The organism is Umezawaea sp. Da 62-37 (genome assembly GCF_032460545.1).
GTDB lineage: Bacteria > Actinomycetota > Actinomycetes > Mycobacteriales > Pseudonocardiaceae > Umezawaea.
The window spans coordinates 561,296-585,919 of the sequence record NZ_CP135965.1 but is presented as its reverse complement, the minus strand read 5'-3'; the positions used below and the strand labels follow the sequence as shown (position 1 = coordinate 585,919).

The window sequence follows — 24,624 nt, the reverse complement described above, 5'->3', positions numbered from 1 at the left end:
CCGCTCGGTGGGGATGGGTCACCCCGATCCTCCACGCGTTCGGCACCGGCGGCCACCGTCAGCCGTCAACGCCGGTCAGACGGGCGTGGGCGCACTTGCGGAACGCGGCCACGAGACGACCGTTGTCGCCCGCGCGGGTCGCCAGCACGACGTGGCTCGGGTCGACGCCGAGCAGCGGGACCGTGGTGAGGTCGGGTTGCATGCGCAGCGCGCCGAGGCTCGCCGCCACGATCGCCACCGCCTGGCCCGCGGCGACGAGTTCGAGCTTGTCCTCGACGGCCTCGACGAACGGCCCGTCGGGCGCCGGGCTGCCGTCGGGACGGGGGTCGATGCGCCAGTAGGCGTTCCAGGCCGGGTCGGTCAGCCGAGAGAGCGGTTCGTCGGCGATGTCGTCCAGCGTGGCGGACTCCCTGCCCGCCAGCCGGTGGTGGCGGGGGAGCAGCAGCACCCTGGGCTCGTCGAACAGCACCGTCACGTGCAGCCCCGCGGTGTCGAGCGGCAGCCTGCTCACAGCGGCGTCCACCCGGTGCCCGAGCAGGGCCTCGCGCGGCTGGTCCCACGCCAGGTGCAGGGTGTGCACCTCGGCGTCGGGATGCGCGCGGCGCAGCTCGTGCACCGCCGGGCCCACGTCGAGGCCGGTGGTGTGGCCGATGGTGAACCGGCTGGGGCGGGCGGCGGCGCGGGTGTCGACCGCGGCCTGGGCGGCCGACCGCAGCAGCGCCTTGGCGCGCGGGAGGAACACCTCGCCCGCCTCGGTGAGCAGGGTGCCCTGGGGCGTGCGGTCGAACAGGCGGGCGCCGAGCACCCGTTCGAGCTGCCGGACCTGCCTGCTCAGCGACGGCTGGGTGATGTGCAGCGCCTCCGCGGCGCGGCCGAAGTGCCGGTGCCCGGCGACGGCGGTGAAGTACCGCACCAGCCGCAGGTCGAGGTCGATCGGGGCGGGAAGCGGGTCGGACATGGGGCCAGCTTAACGCCTTGAGCTGTGCTCATGCCTGGAACGCATTGCGTTGCGGAACAGGTATTGGACCTCGGCAGGTCGTCGGCCGCAGGGTGGGGGAGCAGCCCGCACCGCCCCACCGGAGGCGGCGGATCCGACAGTCCACTGGAGACACCATGATCGTCATCACGACACCCGCGGGCCAGATCGGGCGCCAGGTCCTCGACCGCGTCCTCGACCGCGGCGAGCCCGTCCGGGTGATCGCCCGCGACCCCTCCCGGCTGCCCGAGGGGGTGCGCGAGCGCGTCGAGGTCGTGCCGGGGTCGCACGGCGACGCCGACGTCCTCGACCGCGCGTTCGACGGCGCCGACTCGGTGTTCTGGCTGGTCCCGCCGAACCCCCGCGCCGCCAGTGTCGACGCCGCCTACGTCGACTTCACCAGGCCCGCGTGCGAGGCCTTCGGGCGCCACGGCGTCAACCGCGTGGTCGGCGTCTCGGCTCTGGGTCGCGGCGTGTCCGACAACGCCGGGTTCGTGTCGGCGACGCTCGCCGCGGACGACGCGATCGCCGCCACCGGCGTGGCCTACCGCGCGCTGGTGATGCCGTCGTTCATGGACAACGTCCTGCGCCAGGTCGTCCCGATCAGGGACCGCGGCGTGTACTCGCAGCCGATCCCCGGCGACCTCAAGGCCCCCACGTGCGCCACCCGCGACATCGCCGCGGTCGCCGCGCGCCTGCTGCTCGACCACTCCTGGAGCGGGAACGGCAGCGTCGCGGTGCTGGGGCCGGAGGACCTGTCCGCCGACGACATGGCGCGGACCATGTCCGAGGTGCTGGGCAGGCCGGTGCGCTTCGAGCGGACCCCGATCGAGGCGTACCGGGCGATGCTGACCGGGAACGGGATGTCCGACGCGATGGCGCAGGGGATGGTGGACATGGTGGTGGCCAAGGAGAACGGGCTCGACAACGCCGAGCCGCGCACGCCGGGGTCCAGCACCCCGACGAGCTTCCGCAAGTGGTGCGAGGAAGTGCTCAGGCCCGCCGTCCTGGCGTGAGACGCCGACAGGCCGGTGGGCTGCCACCCACCGGCCTGTCTTCGCGACCTCCGCCCTCGGCGGGATGCGGTCCACTCATCCCGCCGCGGCGGTGTCCCGCCCGCCGTCCGAAGTGGACGGTGGCGTCAGGGCCTGCCGGGCAGGCGGTAGTTGTCGCCGAGCACCTGGCCGCGGTCGGGCTTGTAGAGGTCGAAGCCCTTCGGGTTGCACTGGAGGCCGCCGTTGATGCAGTGGCTCACCAGCGCCGCCAGTGTGGGGACGTCCCAGGCGTTGAAGAAGTCGTAGTGCCACGAGAAGCCGCGGCCGCTCGCGAGCCGCACCGCCGACATGTCGCCGTCCACCGGGAAGGCGATCTTGAACTCCAGCATCGGCACCGGCCGCGGGTGGCTGGCCGGGCAGACCCCGTTGACCGGGTAGGCCATGTGGCTCTTGTGGTCCGCGGAGTCGAGGTCGACGCCGTTCCAGCAACTCGGGGCCTGGTAGCGGATGTTGAGCTGGGACCCGATCGGGCAGTTGGCCGGGAAGTCCCAGTTCTTCGAGCTGTTGCCGCACTCCCAGCCCTCGACGGCGCCGGGCGCGGTGCGGAACTGCTCCTGGGTCGCGGTCACGCTGCCGACCACGTACCGCAGCCCCTGCGGGAAGGGGCGGACGGCCTTGTAGTCCAGGATGCCGGACTTGTAGTAGACGACCTGCGCGAAGTTCGGCATGAACGGCTGGTCGCCCTTGAAGACGGTGGGGAACCAGTACGCCGAGAGGTCGTCGGGGTTCACGCACGACGTGGCGTACGCGCCGGGCGCGAGCAGCGACGGCAGCGTGGTGCTCGCGTTGGTCGTCCTGTTGCCGACGAACGTGTGGTCGTGCGACGCGCCGGGGAGGTTGGGCAGCACGATCGGGTCGTCGGGGGCGTGCTTGGTGACCGAGCAGTTCGTCTGGAACTCGTGGTGCGTGACGAGCGTGTCGGCCTGGGCGGCGAGGCCGGAGCTGACGAGCGTGGACGCGGCCAGCACGGCCGCCACGCCCGCTGAGAGGAGCGAGAGTCTGCGGATCACGGATCCTCCTGCAGGGAGAGGAGCGCCGCCGGATCGCGGCGCGAACCTGGAGCGGTCAACTTGGAGAGCGCTCTCCCACAGGATGTGACCCTCCTGTGTGCCTGTCAAGCTCGGAGAACCACTCCTGGCGTGTTCCGGTCGTAATTTCGCAGGTAGATTGCTTGACATCTCCGACATCCGCTCGTAACACTCAGGGCTCACCGGAGAGCGCTCTCCCATCGGTCCCCGCTGCCGGGGGTTCGAGCGGCTCACACCGGCGCGGTCCCCACCCAGGTAGGAGATGTCATGCGCACCGATCCGCCCGACGCATCCCTGCGGCGCAGGCGAACCCGTCCCCTCGCCCTGGTCGCGCTGCTCGCCGTGTTCCTCGGCTGCCTCGTGGCCACGGCGAACCCCGCCCAGGCCGCCACCCTGCTCTCCCAGGGCAAACCGGCGACCGCCTCGTCGAGCGAGGGCGCGGGCACCGCTCCCGCCGCCGCCGTCGACGGCGACCTGAACACCCGCTGGAGCAGCACGTTCAGCGACCCGCAGTGGTTGCAGGTCGACCTCGGCTCGACCGCCGCCATCAGCGAGGTCGTGCTGCGCTGGGAATCGGCCTACGCCACGGCGTTCCAGATCCAGGTCTCCGACAACGCGCAGGACTGGCGCTCGGTCTACAGCACCACGACCGGCCCCGGCGGCACGCAGACCCTCGCGGTCTCCGGCAGCGGCCGGTACGTGCGGATGCTCGGCACCCAGCGCGCCAACGGCTACGGCTACTCCCTGTGGGAGTTCCAGGTCAGCGGCACGCCCGGCGGCGGCGGCAACCCCGGCAACCCCGGCGGCGGACCCGGCATCACGCGGGTCACCGGCACGCAGGGCAACTGGCAGCTCTCCGTCGACGGCGCCCCCTACGTGGTCAAGGGCCTCACCTGGGGACCCCCGGTCTCCGAGGCCGCGAGCCGGATGCCCGACGTGAAGTCCATGGGCGTCAACACGATCCGCACCTGGGGCACCGACGCGGGCAGCAAGCCGCTGTTCGACGCCGCGGCCGCCAACGGCGTCAAGGTCGTCGCGGGCTTCTGGCTGCAACCGGGCGGCGGCCCCGGCAGCGGCGGCTGCGTCAACTACGTCACCGACGCCACCTACAAGGCGAACATGCTCTCGGAGATCCAGCGCTGGGTCACCGAGTACAAGGCCCACCAGGGCGTGCTGATGTGGAACGTCGGCAACGAGTCCATCCTCGGCATGCAGAACTGCTTCTCCGGCACCGAGCTGGAGAACCAGCGCAACGCCTACGCCCGCTTCGTCAACGACGCGGCCCGCGCCATCCACGCGATCGACGCGAACCACCCCGTCACCAACACCGACGCGTGGACCGGCGCGTGGCCCTACCTCAAGGCCAACGCCCCCGACCTGGACCTGTACTCGGTCAACGCCTACAACGCCGTGTGCAACATCAGGCAGGACTGGATCAACGGCGGCTACACCAAGCCCTACATCGTCACCGAGGGCGGCCCCGCCGGTGAGTGGGAGGTCCCCAACGACGTCAACGGCGTCCCGACCGAGCCGACCGACGTGGCCAAGCGCGACGGTTACCTGCGCGCGTGGAACTGCATCACCGGCCACACCGGTGTCGCGCTGGGCGCCACGCTGTTCCACTACGGCACCGAAGGCGACTTCGGCGGCGTCTGGTTCAACCTGATCCCCAACGGCGAGAAGCGGCTGTCCTACTACGCGGTGCGGCAGATGTACGGCGGCGCGGCGGCTCCCAACACCCCGCCGGTGATCACGAACATGGCTCTCAGTCGCACCACCGACGTCCCGGCAGGCGGCACGTTCACGCTGTCCGCCAACGTCAGCGACCCCAACGGGGACCCGATCAGCTACACGATCGGCCTCAACAGCAAGTACATCAACGGTGCGGGCGGCATCATCTCCGCCGCGTTCACCGGCAACGGCCCGTTCACGGTGACCGCGCCGCAGATGCTGGGCGTGTGGAAGGTGTACCTGTACGCCAGGGACGGCAAGGGCAACATCGGCATCGAGACCAAGTCCTTCCGCGTGGTCCCGCCGCCGGTGCAGGGCACGAACATCGCCCAGGGCAAGCCGACCACCGCGTCGTCCTACCAGGCCGTCGGCGACGGCGCCCCGTACCCGCCGGAGCGCGCCACCGACGGCAACGCCACCACCCGGTGGGCCAGCGACTGGAGCGACCCGCAGTGGATCAGGGTCGACCTCGGCTCGGTCCAGACGTTCAACCACGTCCAGCTGATCTGGGAGGCCGCGTTCGGCAAGGCCTACCGGATCCAGGCCTCCGACGACGGCACCAACTGGCGCGACCTGTACGCCACCACCACCGGTGACGGCGGGGCGGACGACGTCGACGTGACGGCCACGGCCCGCTACGTCCGCGTCAACGCCACCCAGCGCGGCACCGCGTGGGGCTACGCGATGTACGAGTTCGGCGTCTACCGGCGCTGAGCGCGGCACGTGCGGCGGGGAGGTGGGGCGTTCGCGCCCCGCCTCCCCGTTCCCGTTCCCGCTCCGGACGACCCCGCGCAACCCCAGTCTTCGCCGAAGGCACCCCTGCAAAGGGGCGTCCGTTCGATCCGTCAACCCCCGGAAATGCTATTCGCCCCCCTGTTCCGAATTCACCGGAATGGACGCCGTCAGCGGTCCAATCCCTGAATGTCGTCCCCTGCCGCAACATTCCCCGTTCTTCGATTGACCGCTTTCCGGACGCGCCACTAGATTCGCTGACGTCGCCTAGCGAAAACTTGCTGACCAGCGCCGAGGGAAGTACGTGACGCCATGATCAACGAAGATCAATCCTCCGGCCGATCGGTCGGGACGGTCCTTCGGCAACTCGGTGGCCATCTCGCGAGCATCGTCATGCCGAACATCGGCGCTTTCATCGCATGGGGTCTGATCACGGCGTTGTTCATTCCCGACGGCTGGCTGCCGAATTCGACGCTGGAGCGGTTGGTCGACCCGATGGTCAGGGTTCTGCTGCCGATCCTGATCGCCTACACCGGCGGTCGGCTGGTGCACGAGCACCGCGGCGGCGTGGTCGGCGCGGTGGCCACGATCGGCATCGTCGTCGGCGCCGACATCCCGATGTTCTTCGGCGCGATGATCATGGGTCCGGTCGGCGCGCTGGCGATCAGGCTGTTCGACCGCCACCTCGGCCACCGGGCGTCGTCGGGCTTCAAGATGCTGGTCGACAACTTCAGCGCGGGCATCATCGGCGGCGGGCTCGCGATAGCGGGCACGCTCAGCATCGGTCCCGCCGTCGAGGTGGCGACCAAGGCGCTGGGCAGCGGCGTGCACTGGGTGATCGACCAGCACCTGCTCCCGCTGGTGTCGCTGATCATCGAGCCCGCGAAGGTCCTGTTCCTCAACAACGCCGTCAACCACGGCGTCCTGGCGCCACTGGGCGTGGAGGACGCGGCGGCCACCGGCAAGGCGATCCACTTCCTGCTGGAGACCAACCCCGGACCGGGTCTCGGCATCCTGCTGGCCTGCTCGCTGTTCGGCGACCGGATGACGCGGGCCACCGCGCCCGGCGCGGTCGTCATCCACTTCCTCGGCGGCATCCACGAGATCTACTTCCCGTACGTGCTGGCCGCGCCCCGGCTGGTCCTGGCCGCGATAGCGGGCGGCGCCGCTGGCGTGTTCGTGTTCGACGCCACCGGTGCCGGCCTCATCGCGACGCCGTCACCGGGCAGCATCATCGCGCTGATGGCCGTCACGCCCAGGGGCGGCTACCTGCCCGTCATCGCGGGCGTGGCCGCCGCGACCGCCGTCTCGTTCGCCGTCGCCGCCGCGCTGCTGAAGCTGGGCAAGGGCAGGGACGAAGGCGTGGAGGGCGGCGGACGGGTCACCGCGCACGCCGCACCGCTGGCGGCAAGCCGTTGACCGGCGCGACGGGGCGGGACGACGACAGCGCGGCGACGCGATGACCAAGCGCGCGAAGAAGGCCGAGTTCCACCCGCTGGCCTTCGGTGGATGGCCGGACTACCAGCAGTGGGCGGACAACGACTTCCGCCCCTGCCCGCAGGGGTGGTCCCGACCGGAACCCGAGCCCGAACCGGAACCGACGCCGGAACCCGAGCCGGAACCCCCGCCCCGGCGCCCGCACCTGTGGGAGGCGTTCGCCAAGAACAAGGCGGCCGCCGTGCAGCCGCCACCGGGTCCGCCCGTCGAGCCGGAACCACCCGCCGAGTGGAACGCGTTCACCAAGACGAACCCGGAGCCGGTGCCGCCGGCGGTGTGGGGAGCCTTCACCGAGGAACCCGCCGAACCGGACGTGGCCGTGCCGCTGCCGCGACCGCCCCTCAAGGACCAGACGTGGGAGGCCTTCGCCGCGGCGGGGCTCGAACCGGTCCTCGACCGGCCGCGCCCCGAACCCGCCGGCGCATCCGAACCGGACGGTGTCCCCGAACCGGACGGTGTCCCCGAACCGGACGGTGTCCCCGAACCGGACGGTGTCCCCGAACCGGACTTCGTCCTGGTGGACGAGGACATGGTGGTGCGGCCCTACATCCGCACGCAGGGCCGGGTCGAGCAGGGGCACGACCTGCGCCTGGAGACCATGCTGTCGGTGACCAGGCTGCACGAGCGCGAGCCGGGCAACCCCGGCATCACCTCGGACACCGCCCTGATCTGCAACCTGTGCGTCAGCGCCCCGCAGTCGGTCGCGGAGGTGTCGGCCTACCTCAACGCCCCGCTCGGCGTGGCGCGCGTGCTCATCGCCGACGCGATCGAGGCGGGCCTGGTCGTGGTCGACCAGCGGCCGTCCACCGCGGACAGCAGGCCGGGGCGCGAACTGCTCGAACGGGTCCGCGAGGGGCTGCTCCGGATGTCCTGACCGGGATCAGCGGACCACGACGAGGTACAGGCCGTACACGACGACCGCCGCGCAGGCCAGGAAGCACAGCGCGGAGGTCGCCGTCGCCACGCCCGCCGGACGCCGATCGGCCCGCGCGGTCGTCCGGCGGTCCAGCGCGACGATCCCCGAGGAGAACAGGGCGACCACCCCGACGCCCGCGGTCAGCGCGACGAGGAGGACCTCGCCCAACGCGCTCCAGTTCACGTGCACGGTCGGCTCCTCGCTCAGGCGGTGGCGCGGGTGGGGACGTCGTTGACGTTGTGCGCGCCGACGGGGTCGCGGCGCGAGGCGACGTAGCAGCCGACGGCGATCGCGGCGGCGGCGAGCGCCACGACGATCGTGCCCGCCGTGCCCTGCGCGGCCAGTTCACCGGCCAGCGCGCCGACGACGGCCGCGGCGGGCAGGGTGAGCAGCCACGCCACCGCCATCCGCCCGGCCACGCCCCAGCGGACCTCGGCCAGGCGCTTGCCGACGCCCGCGCCGATCACACCGCCGGAGCAGACGTGCGTGGTGGACAGCGCGAACCCCAGCTGCGACGAGGTCAGGATGACCGCGGCGGCACTGGTCTCGGCCGCGAACCCCTGCGGGCTCTCGATGTCCGTGATGCCCTTGCCCATCGTGCGGATGATCCGCCAGCCGCCCAGGTAGGTGCCCAGCGCGATGGCCGTGCCCGCGGACAGGACCACCCACAGCGGCGGCCGCGCCCCGGCGGGCAGCGATCCCGCGGTGATCAGCGTCAGCGTGATGACGCCCATGGTCTTCTGCGCGTCGTTCGTGCCGTGCGCCAACGACACCAGCGACGCCGACGCGACCTGCCCGATCCGGAAACCGCGGGTGCGGGTGCCACCGGAGGTCCGGCGGGTGATCGTGTAGGCCAGGTAGGTGGCGATCGCCGCCACCACACCGGCGATCAGCGGTGAGGCCACCGCCGGGATCAGCACCTTCTCCACCACCGTCGTGAACCGCACCGCGTCCGCGCCGGACGCCACCCAGGTCGCGCCGATCAGGCCGCCGAACAGGGCGTGCGAGGAACTGGACGGCAGTCCCAGCAGCCACGTCGCGAGGTTCCACACCACCGCGCCGACTAGCCCGCCGAAGATGATCGCCGGGCTGATCCTGCTCTCGTCGACGATCCCGCTCGAGATCGTCTTCGCGACCTCGATGGACAGGAACGCCCCCGCCAGGTTCAGCACCGCCGACATGCCCACCGCCACCTTGGGCCTCAACGCCCCGGTGGCGATGGACGTGGCCATCGCGTTCGCGGTGTCGTGGAACCCGTTGGTGAAGTCGAAGGCCAAGGCGGTCACCACGACCACCAGGACGATCACCGAGACGTCCATCGCGCCCTCCTCCGTCGACGGTGGGATCGACCCGAAGGTACGAGCCGAATCCGAACAACGGGTGAACACGGGCCGGTGAACGGATTTCAACCGCTGTGCGGCTGCTGTTCGGCCGGACGTCGACCGCGCGGCAGCGGGTACCGACAGGCTGCCGGGCACAGCTACCGCGCACCTGGAGGCACCACCACATGGCCGACACCCCGATCGTCGGGCGCCGCACCGTCCTGCAGGCCGCGTTCACCGCGCCCGCGGTCGCGGCTCTCGCGGCCACGACCGCCCCCGAGGCGTCCGCCCGGACCTCGCCCCACGACCCGGACGACCCGCGCTTCACGATCGCGGTGCTGCCGGACACCCAGTACCTCCTCGACGAGGGCGGCTCGGACTCCGAACCGGTCCGGCACACCCTGCGCGCGCTGCTCCAGCGCCCGGACGTCGTGTTCCTGGCCCACCTCGGCGACGTGACCGAGCACGGCACCGAGCGCGAGATGCGCACGGCCGACTCGGTGTTCCGCGTCCTGGACGGCCGGATGCCCTACAGCGTCCTGGCGGGCAACCACGACGTGCCGGGCGGCACCGACGACCAGCGCGCCGCCACCCCGTACTCGCGGACGTTCCCGCCCGGCCGGTTCTCCCGGATGCCGACGTTCGGCGGCTTCGACGCCAAGGGGTGCAACAGCTTCCACGTCATCCGCGCGGGCGGGCGGCGGTGGCTGCTGCTGGCGCTGGACTGGCGCGTGTCCGACCAGGGGCTCCGGTGGGCCCAGCAGGTCATCGACCAGCACCCGACGCTGCCGGTCGTCCTCACCACGCACGACCTGGTGTCCGCCGACGACGGCCACGCCGAGCTGTCCGAGCACGGGCGGCGGTTGTGGGACGGCCTGATCCGCCGCAACGACCAGATCTTCCTCACCCTCAACGGCCACTACTGGCCGCCGGGGCGCACGACGCTGACCAACGACCACGGCAACCCCGTGCACCTGCACATCACCAACTACCAGGACCGCTACTACGGCGGCGCGGGCATGGTCCGCTTCTACACCTTCGACGTCGCCCGCGGCGTGATCGACGTCGAGACGCTCTCCCCGTGGCTGCTGACCCGCGGCTCCACGGTGCCCGAGGTCGAGACCGCCAGGCTGACCGGCGACGCCGACCGGTTCTCCGTGGAGATCGACTTCCGCGAGCGCTTCGCCGGGTTCGCCCCGCCCGCGCTGCCCGCCGCGCGCCCCGCGGCCGCCGTGCTCGTCAAGGACACGGTGGCCTACTGGCGCTTCGACACCGACGGCCTGCCCGCGGCGGGCGCCGAAGGCGGCCCGGTCGCGCCCGGCAGCGTCGCCCGCGACCTCACCGGCCACGGCAACGACCTCACCGTCCACCTGCTCGGCGCGGGCGGCCCCGAGGCGCTGACCTGGTCCGCCGACCACCACGACACCGCGCCCGCCCACGCCAGCCTCCGCTTCGGCGGCGGCCACGACCCCGACCGCGGCGCCGTCCTGCGGGCCTCGCCGAAGGCCCCGGTCAACAGCGCCAGGTTCGAGTCCGGCTACACCATCGAGACCTTCCTCAAGCTGCCCGAGCCGTTCGAGGGCGACCACGCGTTCATGGGCGTGCTCAGCTGGGAGGGCCGCAGCGGCGACGCGGGCAAGTCCAGCGGCTGGTCGCCGGAGGAACCCACCTGCAGCCTCAACGTCTCCGGCGAGCGCTTCCTCCAGTTCGTCGTCTACCCCGTCCCGACCGACGCCGACCCGACCTCCTGGAGCCACGCCGTCCCGACCGGCCGCTGGACCCACGTCGCCGTGGTCAACGACGGCAGGCGCACCACGATGTACGTGGACGGCGCGAAGATCTCCCGCAACGCCGCCGAGGAGTCCAGGGGCATCTCCACGCTGGGCAAGCCGTTCGTCATCGGCGCCACCCAGTTCGCCCTGCGCTACGGGCACGGGTTCTACGGCTGGATCGGCGACACCCGGATCGTGGCACGGGCGCTGCGTCCGGAGCAGTTCCTCACCGCGGTGCCGGGGCGGTAGGCGGTCGCGGGGTCATCCGCCGACGGTGCCGCCCCCGGTCAGGTCGAGCAGCACACCGCACCCAGGGGTGAGCAGCCCGGTCAGGCGGGTGCGGCCACAGCCGGTGTCCAGCACGAGGTCGGGTGCCAGCCGGCCCGGCCAGGGGTGGTCGCCGCCGGGGGACACGCGGTAGCGGGTGTCCAGGCCGGTGACGGTCTCGGCGAAGGCGCGGTTGCCCGCGGGGTGGGTGGCGACGCGGGTGAACAGGGCGACCAGCGGCGCGAGCACCGGGCCGAGTCGCGGACGCACGACCGCACCGCGTGCCCACTCCCCGCGGACGGGACGAGCGGGCACGCGGTGCGGTCGGCGCTATCCGATGGCCGGAATCCCGGTGGCGGCAGGGGAGTGGGCTTCCGCGGCGCACGCGACGTCGTGCGCCGGGCGCTGCCCGCCGAGCAGGTACGCGGTCACCTTGTCGTTCGCGCACGTGTTCCCGGCGAAGAGGTACGCGCCGTGCCCGGCGTGGTCGATGGTCAGCATCGCCGCGCGGTCCCCAAAAGCCCGCCGCGTCGACAGCGCGCCCGCCAGCGGCGTGGCGGGGTCGCGCTCGTTCTGCACCATGAGCACGTTGCGCGGGCCGCGGTCGGAGATCCGCACCGGCTGCTCGACGGGGTCCGGCCAGAACGCGCACGGGTAGACGTTGGCCGCCGCCGCGCCGAACATCGGGTAGTGGACGCGGTCGACGGCGACGTTGCGCTCGTAGGTCGCCACCGACGTGGGCCAGCGGGAATCGCCGCACATCACGTGGAAGCGCCCGGAGATCAGGGATTCGAGCCGCGAGAGGTCGGGTGAGGGGCCCGGCGGCAGCGGGGTGTCGGTGTCCAACGCCCTCCAGTTCGCGGCCATCGCGCCGAACGCGGCGTCACCGCCGGCGTAGAGGCCGACGAACGTGAGCATGCGGAACAACGGGCCGCTGATGCCCTGCACGGGCGTCCGGTCGAGACGGCCGGCGAGGTCGAAGTACTTCGCCCGCACCAGTTCCGGTGTCCCGCCCAGGCCGTACTCGGGGTGGGCCGCCGCCCACTTCGCGAAGTCGGGGAACGCGTCCTCCACGCCGCGGGCGTACATCCGACCGCCCTCGACGTCCCAGCCGCCCGCGCCGAGGTTGCTGTCGAGCACGACGCGGTCGGTGGTCCGCGGGAACAGCGCGGTGTACACCGCGCCCAGGTACGTGCCGTACGAGTAGCCGAGGAACGACGCCGTCCGCTCGCCCAGCGCGGCGCGGATCAGGTCCAGGTCGCGGGCGATGTTCGCGGTCGTGTTGTGCGGCAGCAGGTCCGCGGTCGGCGACGCGGCGCACTTCCGGGCGATCGTCTCCGCCTCCACGGCCCTCTTCCGCACGTCGGCGGGCGTCACGGCGTACGGCGGGACGCTGCCCGCGTTCCGCTGCTCCTCGGTCAGGTCGCACGTCACCGGTGTGCTGCGGCCGATGCCGCGCGGGTCGACGCCGATCACGTCGTAGGCGTCCAGCACGCTCTGCGGCAGACCGCCCCGGCGCAGGTCGGCCGGGAAGGTCAGGCCCTCGCTCGGCCCGCCGGGGTTGGTGAGCAGGACACCGCGGCGCTTCGCCGGGTTCTTGCTCGCCAGGCGCGAGATCGTCACCTCGATCCGGCGGCCGTCCGGTTCCCGGTAGTCCAACGGCACCCGGAGCGTCCCGCACTCCACACCCGGAGCCACGACGTCGGCCGGGCACTCGACCCACCGCACGGTGGCGGCGGGCGCCGCCGACGACACTCCGGGCACCACCAACGCCGCCACGGCCACCACCACGGCGACAACGGGCACTGTTGTTCGCATGTGCAAATCCCCTTCCTCGTGGCGTGCCCCGTCGGCACGCCGAAACCGGGTGACGTCAGTCGTTCATGCGGATCAGGACATCGATCTGCGCCGCGTTGTAGACCTCGGCGACGGCCTCGGCCATCACCCTCAACGCGAACCGCTCGCCCCGCGGCGCACCCGTGTACACGCCGGTGGACTCCGGGAACGCGGCGCGCATCTCCCGCACGAACGGGAGCGCGCGCATGGCGTCGGCCAGGCGTTGTCGGGTCGCCTCGTCCGCGTCGGCGGGCAGGGCGTCGAACTCCGCCTCCACGGGGTCCTTCGAGTAGCCCTCCAGCACCCCGGCGTACGAGGACAGCGCCTCCGGCGCGATCAGCCGGGCCAGCACGACGGTGACCGCGCGGTCCTGCGGTGACAGGTCCGCGTCCGCGATGCTCGCGGCGAGGTCGGGAGGGAGGTCGGTCGGCGTCTCCTCGCTCAGGACAAGGGCGAGTTCCGCCCGCACCGCCTGGAGGCGCTCGATCGTGGCGGCCAGTTCGGCGTCCAGCCCGCGCAGCGCCTCGCCGGGGTGCTCGTCGGCGTCGCCCAGTTCCGCGATCCGCGCCAACGGGAGCCCGAGGCCGGTGAGGCGCTTGATCCGCAGCACGCGCACGAGGTGGGGCACGCCGTAGCTCTTGTAGCCGTTGGCCCGGCGTTCGGGCTCGGCCAGCAGACCCACCTCGTGGTAGTGCCGGATCGTCCGCAGCGTCGTGCCCGCCAGCTCGGCGAGCTGACTGGTGCTCCACCCCACGACGACCCCCGGATCCCTCGGCGCGGTCGCACCGACACGTCCAGTGGAAACCATGCCGCTGCGGCACGGTCAAGGCCGCCGCGGAGTTCGCGACGAAGGGATGAGGCGGCGATCCACCTTCGTCTCCCCCGGGACTCGCCGCGGTCCGGTCGACATGCGGAGGGCGCACGGCGCGATTACGGTGCTCCCACCACTGGCGGTAGCGGCACGTGCTCAACCGATCGCGGGCAGTCACCACGGGGTGCGGAGGGAGATCCGATGGCGGTGCGGACACAGGACCCGTCGGGGGAACGGGTGCCCGTCGAGCACCGGTTCCTCGGGCTGGACCGGCGGACCTTCGGCGTGGGGTTCCTCGTACTGGGGATCGCCCTGGTGCTGATCTACGGGTTGCCCGCGCTCAACGCGGCGATCCCGTGGCACAACGAGATCCGGGCGGGTGACGTGCTGGACCTGGGGGACGGGGCGACCGCGGTGCCGCCGGTGGGCTGGCAGCTGGAGGACGGCACGCTGACCACCGGTGCGGGGACGACACCCTCGACCGTGCACGTCGAGCTGGCCTCGGGTGGCGCGAAGGTCGAACTGCGGGGCACCTCCTACCAGGGGAGCGCCGGGGGCTTCCTCGACCAGGTGGGGCGTTCGGAGGGCGACGACGTGCCCGCGGTCACCGGGCCGCGTGACACGGTGACCACCGCCGCGGGCCTGGTCGGGGTGGTGGAGAGCAGCACGGGACCCGGCGGCGACGGGCTGGACGTGGCCTTCAAGATGGCCACCGGCCCGGCGGAGGCGGTCGACGCGGCTCCCGCGCTGCTGGTCAGGGTCCGCACCGCGCCGGGGCGGTTCGAGGACTTCCGCGACGAGGTCGCGGCGCTGCTGCGCAGCATCACACCGGGGGACCGGCGATGACCGACGCGACCTCCTCCGTGAACGTGGCGGCGCCACCCGCGGGAACCAGGGCGGCGCAGCTGGCCGCGATCGAGCAGTCGGGCTGGGGCCTGCGGTTCCGCTTCCCGCAGCCGCACAACCTGGCGTTCTGGGTGTACGTGATCGGCGTCGGTGGCGGCGCGCTGTCCATGTTCCGCTACTTCGGCCAGGGGGCCGGGTTCTACACACCTGCCCTGACCGGCGGCGCACTGCTGTTCGGCCTCTACCTGGTGCCGTGGCTGCTGCTCCTGCGCCACCACAACCGCTACACCGCCCAACCGGCCGGGTTGCTCGCGGCCGGGTTCCTCTGGGGCGGTGTCGCCGCGACCTTCTGGATCGCCCTGCCCGCCAACGGCGCGTTGCTGGAGATCTGGGCCAAGCTCGGCGGCACCTCCTTCGCCGCCGACTGGGCCGCGGGCCTCACCGCGCCCATCAACGAGGAGTGGGGCAAGGCACTGGGGCTGGTGCTGCTCATCGGCCTGGCTCCGCGCCTGGTCCGCAGCGCCTACGACGGGTTCATCATCGGCGCGTTCATCGGCCTGGGCTTCGAGGTCTTCGAGGACGTCCTGTACGTCTACAACGGCGCCGCCCAGCTCTACGGCGTCGACCAGTTCGGCACGTCGCTGCAGATGTTCGTCATCCGCGGCGCGTCCGGGATCGTGTCGCACGCGCTGTTCAGCGCGATCTTCTGCGCGGGGCTGATGTGGGTCCTGGGCCGCACGCCCGGTGAACGCGACGTCGTGCGGGGCGTGCTGGCCATGCTGGCGGCGATGGTCTTCCACTTCGCCTGGGACGACATGGGCGGTCTCGGCGGCGGCGGGCTCTGGGCCGCGGTGCTGCCGTTCCTCATCGCCGCCGTCGAGCTCGTCGCGCTGTTCCACGTCCTGCGCCTCGCCGCACGGCAGGAGCGCGTCTGGATGCGGGACCTGCTCGCCCCGGAGATCGGGACCGGTGCCGTGGATCCGCCGCTGCTCGACGCGGTGAGCGGCCTGCGGAAGGAGCGCAAGGCCTACCGCAAGCACCTCCGCAGCCGTCGCGGAGCCCGGCACCTGGTCGAGGGCGCGGGCGACCTCGCCCACGAGATCGCCCGCGCCGGTGGAGCCGACAGCCCTGGGGTCGTGCACGCCCGCAACGAACTCCTGCGCCTGCGCGCCACGCCCTGACTACGCGGGTCAGGACGCGGCGTTCTTCGTCAGCGCGTCCATGAAGAGGTCCACGAGCCTGCCCGCCTGCTCCTCGGTGCCGTGCTGCACGGCGTAGGCGACGCCCCCCATGAGGAGCAGGACGTCCTGGGAGGTGACGTCGGTGCGCACGCTGCCGTCACGGGCGCCCGCGTCGAGCAGGGTGGCGACGGCGCCGGTGAGGAGCGCGCGGCTGTCGACGAAGGGGTCGACACCGGAGGCGATGATCGCGTTGAGCGCCGCGGACATGCCGGCCTTCGCCGTGGCGTAGCCGATGAAGTGGGTCATCCACAGCCGGGTGGCCTCGGCGGCCGGATGCCGGGTGACGAGGTCGGCGGCCTGTTCGCACACGTGGGTGAGCTGGTGGCGGTAGGCGGCGTCCACGAGGGCTTCCCTGGTGGGGAAGTGCCGGTAGAGCGTGCCGACGCCGACACCCGCCTGCTTGGCGATGGCGGCGGGTGCGGCGTCCAGGCCCTGCTCGGCGAAGACCCGCGCGGCGACCTCCAGCAGGCGCGCCCGGTTCTCCAGGGCGTCGCTCCTGGTCCGGCGGGGAGGTGCGGGCATGGAGGTCCCCTTGCTGTCCGACTCCGCTTGCGTTCCGGAATCTGTTCCGCTTAAGTGGTAAGCGGAACGGATTCCGCTAGAACTCTAGCCCAGGAGGCCGCATGCCCTCGCCCGCGGACATGGACGTACGCCACTGGTTCATCACCGGAGCCTCCGGTGGACTGGGCCGCCACCTCACCGGGCACGCCCTGCGCCGCGGTGACCGCGTCACCGCCACGGTCCGCCGCCCGGCCGCGCTCGACGACCTGCGCGAGGTCCACGGCGACCGGCTGACCGTCGAGGTCCTCGACCTCACCAAGCCCGCGGACGTCGAGGAGGTGGTCGCCAGGACCATCCGCACCGGTCCCGTGGACATCGTGGTCAACAACGCGGGGTACGCGGTCGTGGGCGCCGCCGAGGAGATGACCGTCGAGCAGGTCCGCGACCAGGTCGAGGTCCTCCTGCTGGCGCCGATGCTGATCACCCGCGCCTTCCTGGCGCCGATGCGGGAGCAGGGCGGCGGCCGGATCATCCAGGTCTCCAGCATGGGCGGCCAGGTCGGCATCCCGACGCACAGCTCCTACCACGCGGGGAAGTGGGGACTGGAGGGCTTCACCGAGAGCGTCAGCCGCGAGGTCGCCGACTTCGGGATCCACCTCACCCTGGTGGAACCCGGCGGCACCCGCACCGGGTTCGCCTCGGCGCTGCGCTTCACCGACGAGACGGCGCCCTACCGCGACACCGCCGTCGGCCGGACCCGGCGTTCGCTGGAAGCCCTCGACGACAACGCCCTGACCGGCGACCCGGCCAAGGTGGCCGCCGCCGTCTACGACACCACCCGCGACCCGAACCCGCCCCTGCGCCTCCCGCTCGGCGCCGACACCTACGACGCCGTCCACGCCGCGCTCACCGAGCGGCTCACCGCGCTGGAGACCCGGAAGGACCACGCGGTCTCGGTCGCCTTCGACCACTGATCCCGGAACCCGGCTGCCCGCCTCCGCTCCGTGCGACGATGGAGTGGTGGATCTCCTGGCTGACGCCCTGCGGGTCTCGGGCGCACGGGGATCGCTCGGGGTGCGGCTCGAAGCCGGCGGTGCCTGGGGCGTGTGGCTGGACACCTTCCCCGGTGCCGCGCTGCACGCCGTGTCCGCCGGGACCATGTGGCTCAACGTGCCCGGCGAGCGACCGCGCAGGCTGGACACGGGGGACGTCGTCCTCCTGCCGCCCGGCACGGCGCACGGCCTGTCGAACGAGCCGGGCGCCAGGATGGAGCCCTGCGACCGGGTGGCCGCGGTCGAGGCCCACTCGGCGGCCGCGGTCCTCCGACTGGGCACCGCCCCGGTGGAGACCCGGCTGCTCACCCTGCACTACGAGCAGGACCCCGAGGTGAGCACGCTGGTGCTCGGCGCGCTCACCGCGCCGATGCGCCTCGCGGCACGGGAGAACCCCTCCCTCGACGGCGCCATCCGGTTGCTGGAGGAGGAACTCGCCCGGCCGCGGATCGGCACCACCGCGGCCGTCAACAGCATCATCGACCTCCTGCTGGTCCAGTTCGTGCGCGCGTGGCTGGCAGGCCACCCCGCCGAGCGGACGGGCTCGTGGCTGGGCGCGGTGCTCGACCCGGTCGTGCGCGACGCGCTGTCGCGCATCCACCAGGAACCGGAACGGTCGTGGACCACGGCGACGCTGGCCTCGGCGATCCGCGTCTCCAGGGCGACCCTGTCACGGCGCTTCCCGGCCGCGGTGGGGCAGACGCCGGGGGCGTACCTGACGCGGTGGCGCATGGACCTCGCCGCGCTCCGGCTCCGCGACACCGACGAACCCATCGACGTGATGGCGGGCTCGGTCGGGTACGCGACACCGCAGGCGTTCAGCCGGGCCTTCCGGCGGGCCCGCGGGATCGCCCCCGGCGAGTACCGCCGCACCGTCCGCGAGCGGATCGCCTGACGAGGCAGACGGCCACACTTCTGATCCTCCCGGACGTGGTCGGCGGTGCCGCCGTGCCGAAGGCTCGGTGTCACGAGCTTTCCCGCGGACGAGGAGATCACCATGCGCGCACTGGTAGTCGAACACGGCGACGGCGGACCCGTCCGGTTCGCCGACGTCGAGGAGCCCCTGCCCGCCGCCGACGAGGCGGTGGTGGAGATCCGGCACATCGGGTTGAACCTCGGTGAGCTGAAGTACGCCGACCAGTGGCCCGCGGGCGCCATCCACGGGCACGACGCCGCCGGTGTCGTGCTCCGGGCGGCGGCCGACGGTTCCGGCCCCGCCGAGGGCGCCCGCGTCGCGCTCGGGATGGCGCCGTACGCGTGGGCCGAGCGGGTGGCGGTCAGCCCCAGGTGGCTCGCCGTCGTCCCCGACGGCGTCGAGCTGGGTGACGCGGCCGCACTCGGCATCGCCGGGGTCACGGCGCTGCGCGTCCTGCGGACCCGGTCGCTGCTGGCACGCCGGGTGCTGGTCACCGGCGCCAGCGGGGGAGTGGGGCACTTCGCCGTCCAGTTGGCCGCGATCGCCGGCGCGCACGTGACGGCGTCCGTCGGCGGTCCCGGCCGGGAGGCGGGGTTGCGCGAACTCGGTGCGCGGGAGGTCGTGACGGACCTGTCCACTGTGGACGGCCGGTTCGACCTCGTGCTCGACACCGTCGGCGGCCCGCACGTCGCCAGGGCGTGGGACCTGCTGGCCGAAGGCGGGGCGATCCACCTCGTGGGCTCGGCTTCCGGGCAGGACACCACGTTCGCGGCGGGATCGCTGTTCGCGTTCGGCGCGCCGAGGACGATCAACAGCTTCGGGGACGCGTCGTCCCCGGTGGCGGGGGAACTGGCGGACCTGCTGGGACTGGTGGCCTCCGGGCGGTTGTCGGCGCAGGTCGGGCGGCGGGGCGACTGGAAGGACGTCGACGACGCCGTCCGCGCCCTGTTCGCGCGCGAGGTCCACGGCAAGGTCGTCCTCGACGTGTCGTGACGTCGCGGAGCAGGTCCCCCTCAGCTTCCCCCGAGTAGTGTCGGGACGGGGGAAGGGGTCGAACTGTGAAGATCGTGCTGCCCGGTGGGACCGGGAACGTCGGGGGTTTCCTGAGCAGGGCGCTGGCCGCGGCCGGGCACGAGGTGGTGGTGCTCAGCAGGCGTGGCGGCGTCGACCTCGGCGGTGGGGTGCGCTCGGTGGTGTGGGACGCGCGGACTCCGGGACCGTGGACGGCGGAGGTCGACGGCGCCGACGCGGTGGTCAACCTGGCGGGGCGCAGCGTCAGCTGCCGGTACACCGAGGAGAACCTGCGGGAGATGCTGGAGTCCCGTGTGGACTCCACGCGGGTGGTCGGTGAGGCCGTCGCGGCGGCCTCCGCGCCGCCGGGGGTGTGGTTGCAGATGAGCACCGCGACGATCTACGCCCACCGCCACGACGCGCCCAACGACGAGGCGACCGGGATCATCGGTGGCGGGGAACCCGGTGTGCCGGACTACTGGGCGTTCAGCGTGGAGATCGCCAAGCGGTGGGAGGAGGCCCAGCGGGAGGCGGTGACACCGCGGACGCGCAAGGTCGCGCTGCGGACGGCGATGGTGATGAGCCCGGACCGGGGGAGCGTTTTCGACGTCCTGTCCTGGATGGCCCGTCTCGGTCTCGGCGGGTCGGTGGCGGGCGGGCGGCAGTTCGTGTCGTGGATCCACGCCGACGACTTCCGCCGGGCGGTCGAGTTCCTCCTCACCCGCGAGGACGTCGAGGGCCCGGTCAACCTCGCCGCCCCGGACCCCCTTCCGCAGCGGGAGTTCGGCCGGGTCCTCCGCCGCGCGTGGCGGATGCCGGTCGGGCTGCCCGCGACGAGCCGGATGGCCGGGATCGGGGCGTTCGTCCTGCGCTCCGACACCGAACTCCTCCTCAAGAGCCGCCGCGTGGTCCCCACCCGGCTGTCGGAGGCGGGTTTCACCTTCGACTTCCCCCGTTGGGAGACCGCCGCGGCGGACCTCGTACGGGCTGTGCGCGGGCGGACCGGGCCGTAAAACCACTTGACCCGGTGCCGGGCCCACAGTCCACTGCGGAGGGACACCACGGGTGTGGTGCCGGTATCGCGGGAGGCAGCGGCAGCGATGGAGATCCGTTCCACGACCGACCAGGACCTCGACGTCCTCGTCGACACGTTCCACGCCGCGCTCGGGCGCTTCCCCGAGACCCCGACCGAACGCGGCGGGGTCTGGTGGTCGGCACTCGAGATGGACCGGTGCCTGCTCGCCACGACGGCCGCCGGGCAGCCGATCGGCACCGCGGGCGCGTACTCGTTCGAACTCACCCTCCCCGGTGAGGTCGTCGTCCCGGTCGCAGGCGTGTCCGTCGTCGGCGTCCTGCCCACGCACCGGCGCCGAGGCGTCCTCAGCGCGATGATGCGGCACCAGCTCGCCGAGCTGCGGGCCCGAGGGGAGTTCCTCTCCGTGCTGCTCTCCTCCGAGGCCCCGATCTACGGCCGGTTCGGCTACGGCTTGGCGACCTACGACTCCCGGTTGACGGTGTCGCGCCACCAAGGGGTGTTCGCCCTTCCGAGGGCGCGCGCGACGGCCGACGACCCGGCGGCGGGCCAGGTCGAACTGCTGCGGCGCTCCGAGTGCGGTGACCTCCTGGAAGAGGTCTACGACCGGTACCGCCGCGCGCAGCCCGGCGCGCTGTCCCGGCCGCACCGCTGGTGGACCGCGGGCGCGGGGCAGCCCCCGATCTCCCCGGCGCCGCGCTACATCGCCGTCCACCGCGACACCGACGGCGTCCCGGACGGCTACGCCAGCTACTCGGTCGACGCGCGCACCCTGACGGTCGACGAGACGATCACCACCGACGACGCCGTGTTCACCGCCCTGGCCCGGTTCGTCCTCGGACACGACCTGGTGGACAAGGTCGTGTTCAAGCACGTCCCGCCAGGACACCCGCTGCGCTGGCAGTTCGAGGACTTCCGCGCGGGCGAGGTGGACGACGACACCGACTGGCTCTGGGTGCGGCTGCTCGACGTCCCGCGCGCGCTGACCGCGCGAGGCTGGTCCGCCGACGGCGAGCTCGTCCTCGACGTCGACGACCCGGCCCTCGGCGAGCACGGCCGCCACCTGTTGACCGTCCGCGACGGCAAGGCCGACTGCGTCCCGACCGACCGGGAGCCCGACCTGTCCCTGGACATCAGGGACCTGGGCTCGGTGTACCTCGGCGGCACCGCGCCGAGCACGCTCGTGCGCGCCGGGCACATCCGGGCCCACCACCCCGGCGCGGCCGCCCTCGCCGACGCCCTCTTCCACACCGACCGCCCACCGCACTGCCTGCACTGGTTCTGACCCGGCACGAGCAGAGGCGGTCCCCGGTTCTCTAGCTCTGCCCCAGCGCGGTCAGCGCCTCGCGGTGCGCGCGGTCGAGCGCCTCGTCGGCGGGCACCGCGATGTCGGGGACGACGCCGACCAGTTCCCAGTTCGTGCCGGACACGGGGTTGATCGCGCGGGCGGTCGGGATGGTCGCCTCCAGGTGCGGGTGAACGGCGAAGCCGCGGCGCGGGTGCGCGCCGCCGCCGGTCGTCTCGCCGACGATCGTGGCGCGCCCCAACTGCTGGAGGTCGTAGGCCAGTTCCTCGGCGCCGGAGAACGTCGTGCCGCTGGTGAGCACGTACACCGGCCTGGTGCCGCCGAACCGCGTTCCCGGCACGTGCGGCAGGCTCCAGAACTGCTGGTAGGACTCGTCTTCACGGGTGTGGAACGTGTTGAGGTGCGTCGGCTCGTCGAGCAGGTAGCTGCACACGAACGCGACGGTGTGCGGGTCCCCGCCGTGGTTGCGCCGCAGGTCGATGATCAGGGCGCTCGCGTGCGCGACGAGCGTGAAGGCCGCCGTGATCGATTCCGCGACCATCCCCACCGGGAACAGCAGCGGCGCCAGTTCCAGGTGCGCGACGCCGCCGTCGAGCCCGCACAGCAGCGGCACGCCGCCCATGCTCTCGTCGAACTCCCTGTTGTCACGCCGGTTGGTCGCCTCGTCGTCGCCTTCCGACACCGCGTCGACGTGGTGCTTGAGCCGCAGGTGCCGGTCGCCGTTGACGGTCTGGAGGTCCGCCGTGACCAGCGCGGACAACTCCTCGGGGGTGGTGGCGGTCGCGTAGTGGTCGACCCGCGCGGCCAGGAGGGCGTCCAGTTCCGCTGCGACTTCGGCGAAGACGTAGTGCTCGACCACCAGTTCGCGGGTCGTGGAGATGATCGACGGGATGTCCATGCCGGCGAGTACAGCACGACCAGCCGGTTGGCCGTGGCTGGACGGCGGGACGGGGCAGTGCGGAGGACGACCGTTCCCGTCGTGCGAGCCGACCGGCGGACGATCCCGGACGACCGGGCGGCGGCGGACGCCGATCCGAACCGCTCGCCCGCTCGCCCGGTCGTCCGGAACCCGGAACCCGGAACGCCGCGGACGGCGACGCGCACCCGGACTGCCGCAAGCCGGTCGCCGGAGGGACCTGCTTGCGGCACGGGGCGTCCGAAGGCGTTTCCCGGTCAGGGCTGGATGTTCTCCAGGTCCTCCAGCAGGCTGGGGTGCTTCGGTTCCCAGCCGAGCGCCTGCCGGGTGCGGGTGCTGGACGAGGGCTGGTCGGCGGCGAAGATCGGGCCGAGGGGGCCGTAGGTCTCCGCGGGCACGGACTGGACCGGCAGGCCCAGCCGTCGGCCGATGACCGCGGCGATGTCGCGCACGGCATCGCCTTCGTCGGCCACGGCGTGCCACGAGGTGCCTGCTTCCGCCTGCTCAAGGGCGAGTCGGAAGAGGACCGCCGCGTCGAGCGCGTGCACGGCGGGCCAGCGCTGCGCGCCGTCGCCGGGGTAGCCGGACACGCCGGTCTGGCGGGCGATGTTGGTGAGCAGACCCGCGAACCCGCCCGTCCCCTCGTTGTGGACGGTGCGCGGCAGGCGCACGGCCGTGCTCCGCACCCCGCGCGAGGCCAGTCCCAGGATGGCCGTGACCGTGCGGCCCCGACCGCCGACGGGCCCGTCGGTCGGCACCGGATCGGCCTCCGTGGAGGTGTGGCCCGGCACCCAGGGCGTACCCGAGACCGTGACCAGGGGGCGGTCGCTGCCGACCAGTTCCCCGCCGAGGGTCTCCAGGGCGGCGGTCTCCTCGGCGATCGCGTTCGCGAGGGCTTCGGGGCTGCTGAAGTCGTTGGCGAACGCCAAGTGGATCACGCCGTCGGCCTGCGCCGCGCCCGCGCGGACGACGTCCAGGTCGGAGAGAGCCCCTCGGAGCGGCTCGGCGCCCGCCGCTTCGGCGGCCTTCGCGGACGCGTCGGAGCGGACGAGGGCGAGCGCGGTGTGGCCGTTGTCGAGCAGTTCGGCGACGACCGCCGACCCGATCAGGCCGGTGGCACCGGTGATGAAGACGCGCATGGATCTCTCCCGTGAGTGATGGGACTCTTGTCCCATCACTGTAGCAGGGTGACGGGACAAGAGTCCCATCATCTATGATGGACCCATGGGCCGTTGGGAACCGGGAGCGCGTGAACGCCTTGTCCTGGCCGCCGTCGACCTGTTCACCGAGCAGGGCTACGACGCCACGACGGTCGCGCAGATCGCCGAACGCGCCGGAGTCACCAAGAGCACCTTCTTCCGGCACTTCCCCGACAAGCGCGAACTGCTGGTGGCGGGGCAGGAGACGATGAGCAGGCTGCTGTCGGAGGGGATCGCCGAGGCCCCCGACGGCGTCAGTCCGCTCGAAGCGGTCGCGGCCGGTCTCGAACGCGTGGCGACCATGATGGGCCCCATGAACCGCGAGCTCGCTCCTCGCCTGAAGGCGGCCGTCGCCGCCAGCGCCGAACTCCAGGAGCGCGACGCCCTCAAGACCGTCAGCCTCGCGGCCGCGATGACGGGCGCTCTGACCGCCCGCGGCGTGCCGGACCCGATCGCGGCTCTCGCGAGCGAGATGGGCGTCCTGGCCTTCAAGCGCGGGTTCGCCGAGTGGTCCGAGGGCGACCGCGACGTCGAGGAGGAGTTCGTCGGGTACGCCTTGTCCGCCTTGGACGAGTTACGGGCGGCGACAGGGTCCTTGGGCTGACCGGCCGCACGTCAGCCGGTTGTCGGTGGACGATCGCGACCTCGTGACGAGGGTGG

Annotated in this window: 23 protein-coding genes; 13 read left to right on the top strand and 10 right to left on the bottom strand. The window is 72.6% G+C overall.

Annotated elements, in window-relative coordinates; all coding sequences use genetic code 11:
* Positions 1-58 precede the first annotated feature (58 nt).
* Entirely contained in the window at positions 59-958 is a 900-nt protein-coding gene (locus RM788_RS02500; protein ID WP_315929819.1) for a LysR family transcriptional regulator, read from the bottom strand.
* 155 nt (positions 959-1,113) lie between these two features.
* Here RM788_RS02500 and RM788_RS02495 point away from each other — a divergent pair, with 155 nt between their 5' ends.
* Positions 1,114-1,992 carry an NmrA family NAD(P)-binding protein gene (locus RM788_RS02495; RefSeq protein WP_315929817.1) on the top strand — a complete coding sequence of 293 codons (879 nt, stop codon included), beginning with the start codon at positions 1,114-1,116 and terminating at the stop codon, positions 1,990-1,992.
* Between the two features lie 125 nt (positions 1,993-2,117).
* On the opposite strand, the gene RM788_RS02490 is transcribed toward RM788_RS02495, so the two are convergent.
* On the bottom strand, positions 2,118-3,041 hold the full coding sequence (locus RM788_RS02490; protein ID WP_315929815.1) for a DUF1996 domain-containing protein: 924 nt from the start codon (positions 3,039-3,041) through the stop codon (positions 2,118-2,120).
* 285 nt (positions 3,042-3,326) lie between these two features.
* Between RM788_RS02490 and RM788_RS02485 the strand changes: the two genes are divergently transcribed.
* The 3 genes from RM788_RS02485 (at position 3,327) to RM788_RS02475 (ending at position 7,893) form a co-directional block, all read left to right on the top strand.
* The gene (locus tag RM788_RS02485) at positions 3,327-5,504 is read left to right on the top strand and encodes a discoidin domain-containing protein (RefSeq protein ID WP_315929814.1); all 2,178 of its coding nucleotides are present in this window, start codon (positions 3,327-3,329) and stop codon (positions 5,502-5,504) included.
* Positions 5,505-5,915: 411 nt separating this feature from the next.
* Entirely contained in the window at positions 5,916-6,941 is a 1,026-nt protein-coding gene (locus RM788_RS02480) for a PTS transporter subunit EIIC (protein WP_315929812.1), read from the top strand.
* A gap of 40 nt (positions 6,942-6,981) precedes the next feature.
* Complete coding sequence (locus tag RM788_RS02475) at positions 6,982-7,893, top strand: DUF742 domain-containing protein (protein ID WP_315929811.1); 912 nt, start codon at positions 6,982-6,984, stop codon at positions 7,891-7,893.
* 6 nt (positions 7,894-7,899) lie between these two features.
* On the opposite strand, the gene RM788_RS02470 is transcribed toward RM788_RS02475, so the two are convergent.
* Positions 7,900-8,124, bottom strand: a complete 225-nt coding sequence (locus RM788_RS02470; RefSeq protein ID WP_315929809.1) for a hypothetical protein — start codon at positions 8,122-8,124, stop codon at positions 7,900-7,902.
* Between the two features lie 14 nt (positions 8,125-8,138).
* On the bottom strand, positions 8,139-9,254 hold the full coding sequence (locus tag RM788_RS02465) for an inorganic phosphate transporter (RefSeq protein WP_315929808.1): 1,116 nt from the start codon (positions 9,252-9,254) through the stop codon (positions 8,139-8,141).
* Between the two features lie 188 nt (positions 9,255-9,442).
* Between RM788_RS02465 and RM788_RS02460 the strand changes: the two genes are divergently transcribed.
* A complete protein-coding gene (locus RM788_RS02460) occupies positions 9,443-11,278 on the top strand; it encodes a LamG-like jellyroll fold domain-containing protein (protein ID WP_315929807.1) in 1,836 nt (611 codons plus the stop codon).
* A 12-nt stretch (positions 11,279-11,290) separates the two neighbouring features.
* On the opposite strand, the gene RM788_RS02455 is transcribed toward RM788_RS02460, so the two are convergent.
* The 3 genes from RM788_RS02455 to RM788_RS02445 are packed head-to-tail and all read right to left on the bottom strand — an operon-like array spanning position 11,291 to position 13,940.
* Positions 11,291-11,566 (bottom strand): aromatic-ring hydroxylase C-terminal domain-containing protein, encoded by a 276-nt coding sequence (locus RM788_RS02455; protein ID WP_315929806.1) that lies wholly within the window; start codon positions 11,564-11,566, stop codon positions 11,291-11,293.
* Between the two features lie 60 nt (positions 11,567-11,626).
* The gene (locus RM788_RS02450; protein ID WP_315929805.1) at positions 11,627-13,114 is read right to left on the bottom strand and encodes an alpha/beta hydrolase; all 1,488 of its coding nucleotides are present in this window, start codon (positions 13,112-13,114) and stop codon (positions 11,627-11,629) included.
* Positions 13,115-13,169: 55 nt separating this feature from the next.
* Positions 13,170-13,940: a MerR family transcriptional regulator gene (locus RM788_RS02445; RefSeq protein ID WP_315929803.1), complete on the bottom strand. Its 771-nt coding sequence runs from the start codon at positions 13,938-13,940 to the stop codon at positions 13,170-13,172.
* 204 nt (positions 13,941-14,144) lie between these two features.
* On the opposite strand from RM788_RS02445, the gene RM788_RS02440 reads away from it, so the two are divergent.
* Positions 14,145-14,789, top strand: coding sequence for a hypothetical protein (locus RM788_RS02440; RefSeq protein WP_315929802.1), 645 nt, complete (start codon positions 14,145-14,147; stop codon positions 14,787-14,789).
* A complete protein-coding gene (locus RM788_RS02435; protein ID WP_315929801.1) occupies positions 14,786-15,970 on the top strand; it encodes a PrsW family intramembrane metalloprotease in 1,185 nt (394 codons plus the stop codon). Before RM788_RS02440 ends, RM788_RS02435 begins: the two co-directional genes overlap by 4 nt.
* A gap of 9 nt (positions 15,971-15,979) precedes the next feature.
* Here the strand turns inward: RM788_RS02435 and RM788_RS02430 are convergent, their stop codons facing one another.
* Complete coding sequence (locus tag RM788_RS02430; protein ID WP_315929800.1) at positions 15,980-16,552, bottom strand: TetR/AcrR family transcriptional regulator; 573 nt, start codon at positions 16,550-16,552, stop codon at positions 15,980-15,982.
* Positions 16,553-16,653: 101 nt separating this feature from the next.
* On the opposite strand from RM788_RS02430, the gene RM788_RS02425 reads away from it, so the two are divergent.
* The 5 genes from RM788_RS02425 to RM788_RS02405 all read left to right on the top strand — a co-directional run bounded on the left by RM788_RS02425 (position 16,654) and on the right by RM788_RS02405 (position 21,828).
* Positions 16,654-17,505 carry an SDR family oxidoreductase gene (locus RM788_RS02425; RefSeq protein ID WP_315929799.1) on the top strand — a complete coding sequence of 284 codons (852 nt, stop codon included), beginning with the start codon at positions 16,654-16,656 and terminating at the stop codon, positions 17,503-17,505.
* Between the two features lie 46 nt (positions 17,506-17,551).
* On the top strand, positions 17,552-18,478 hold the full coding sequence (locus RM788_RS02420) for an AraC family transcriptional regulator (RefSeq protein WP_315929798.1): 927 nt from the start codon (positions 17,552-17,554) through the stop codon (positions 18,476-18,478).
* 102 nt (positions 18,479-18,580) lie between these two features.
* Entirely contained in the window at positions 18,581-19,492 is a 912-nt protein-coding gene (locus RM788_RS02415) for a zinc-binding dehydrogenase (protein WP_315929797.1), read from the top strand.
* A 65-nt stretch (positions 19,493-19,557) separates the two neighbouring features.
* Complete coding sequence (locus RM788_RS02410; protein WP_315929796.1) at positions 19,558-20,523, top strand: epimerase; 966 nt, start codon at positions 19,558-19,560, stop codon at positions 20,521-20,523.
* A gap of 87 nt (positions 20,524-20,610) precedes the next feature.
* Positions 20,611-21,828: a GNAT family N-acetyltransferase gene (locus tag RM788_RS02405; protein ID WP_315929795.1), complete on the top strand. Its 1,218-nt coding sequence runs from the start codon at positions 20,611-20,613 to the stop codon at positions 21,826-21,828.
* A 31-nt stretch (positions 21,829-21,859) separates the two neighbouring features.
* Here the strand turns inward: RM788_RS02405 and RM788_RS02400 are convergent, their stop codons facing one another.
* On the bottom strand, positions 21,860-22,747 hold the full coding sequence (locus RM788_RS02400) for a S41 family peptidase (protein WP_315929794.1): 888 nt from the start codon (positions 22,745-22,747) through the stop codon (positions 21,860-21,862).
* 275 nt (positions 22,748-23,022) lie between these two features.
* The gene (locus RM788_RS02395) at positions 23,023-23,904 is read right to left on the bottom strand and encodes an SDR family oxidoreductase (RefSeq protein WP_315929793.1); all 882 of its coding nucleotides are present in this window, start codon (positions 23,902-23,904) and stop codon (positions 23,023-23,025) included.
* An 85-nt stretch (positions 23,905-23,989) separates the two neighbouring features.
* Between RM788_RS02395 and RM788_RS02390 the strand changes: the two genes are divergently transcribed.
* Entirely contained in the window at positions 23,990-24,568 is a 579-nt protein-coding gene (locus RM788_RS02390; RefSeq protein WP_315929792.1) for a TetR/AcrR family transcriptional regulator, read from the top strand.
* Positions 24,569-24,624 lie beyond the last annotated feature (56 nt).

Excerpts from the sequence above, each read along its gene's own strand:
- RM788_RS02440 (WP_315929802.1), top strand. The coding sequence starts at position 14,145 with ATGGCGGTGCGGACACAGGACCCGTCGGGGGAACGGGTGCCCGTCGAG.
- RM788_RS02405 (WP_315929795.1), top strand. The coding sequence starts at position 20,611 with ATGGAGATCCGTTCCACGACCGACCAGGACCTCGACGTCCTCGTCGAC.
- RM788_RS02445 (WP_315929803.1), bottom strand. The coding sequence starts at position 13,940 with ATGGTTTCCACTGGACGTGTCGGTGCGACCGCGCCGAGGGATCCGGGG.
- RM788_RS02415 (WP_315929797.1), top strand. The coding sequence starts at position 18,581 with ATGCGCGCACTGGTAGTCGAACACGGCGACGGCGGACCCGTCCGGTTC.
- RM788_RS02435 (WP_315929801.1), top strand. The coding sequence starts at position 14,786 with ATGACCGACGCGACCTCCTCCGTGAACGTGGCGGCGCCACCCGCGGGA.
- RM788_RS02500 (WP_315929819.1), bottom strand. The coding sequence starts at position 958 with ATGTCCGACCCGCTTCCCGCCCCGATCGACCTCGACCTGCGGCTGGTG.
- RM788_RS02400 (WP_315929794.1), bottom strand. The coding sequence starts at position 22,747 with ATGGACATCCCGTCGATCATCTCCACGACCCGCGAACTGGTGGTCGAG.
- RM788_RS02395 (WP_315929793.1), bottom strand. The coding sequence starts at position 23,904 with ATGCGCGTCTTCATCACCGGTGCCACCGGCCTGATCGGGTCGGCGGTC.
- RM788_RS02465 (WP_315929808.1), bottom strand. The coding sequence starts at position 9,254 with ATGGACGTCTCGGTGATCGTCCTGGTGGTCGTGGTGACCGCCTTGGCC.
- RM788_RS02460 (WP_315929807.1), top strand. The coding sequence starts at position 9,443 with ATGGCCGACACCCCGATCGTCGGGCGCCGCACCGTCCTGCAGGCCGCG.
- RM788_RS02390 (WP_315929792.1), top strand. The coding sequence starts at position 23,990 with ATGGGCCGTTGGGAACCGGGAGCGCGTGAACGCCTTGTCCTGGCCGCC.
- RM788_RS02480 (WP_315929812.1), top strand. The coding sequence starts at position 5,916 with ATGCCGAACATCGGCGCTTTCATCGCATGGGGTCTGATCACGGCGTTG.
- RM788_RS02450 (WP_315929805.1), bottom strand. The coding sequence starts at position 13,114 with ATGCGAACAACAGTGCCCGTTGTCGCCGTGGTGGTGGCCGTGGCGGCG.
- RM788_RS02485 (WP_315929814.1), top strand. The coding sequence starts at position 3,327 with ATGCGCACCGATCCGCCCGACGCATCCCTGCGGCGCAGGCGAACCCGT.
- RM788_RS02475 (WP_315929811.1), top strand. The coding sequence starts at position 6,982 with ATGACCAAGCGCGCGAAGAAGGCCGAGTTCCACCCGCTGGCCTTCGGT.
- RM788_RS02495 (WP_315929817.1), top strand. The coding sequence starts at position 1,114 with ATGATCGTCATCACGACACCCGCGGGCCAGATCGGGCGCCAGGTCCTC.
- RM788_RS02430 (WP_315929800.1), bottom strand. The coding sequence starts at position 16,552 with ATGCCCGCACCTCCCCGCCGGACCAGGAGCGACGCCCTGGAGAACCGG.
- RM788_RS02425 (WP_315929799.1), top strand. The coding sequence starts at position 16,654 with ATGCCCTCGCCCGCGGACATGGACGTACGCCACTGGTTCATCACCGGA.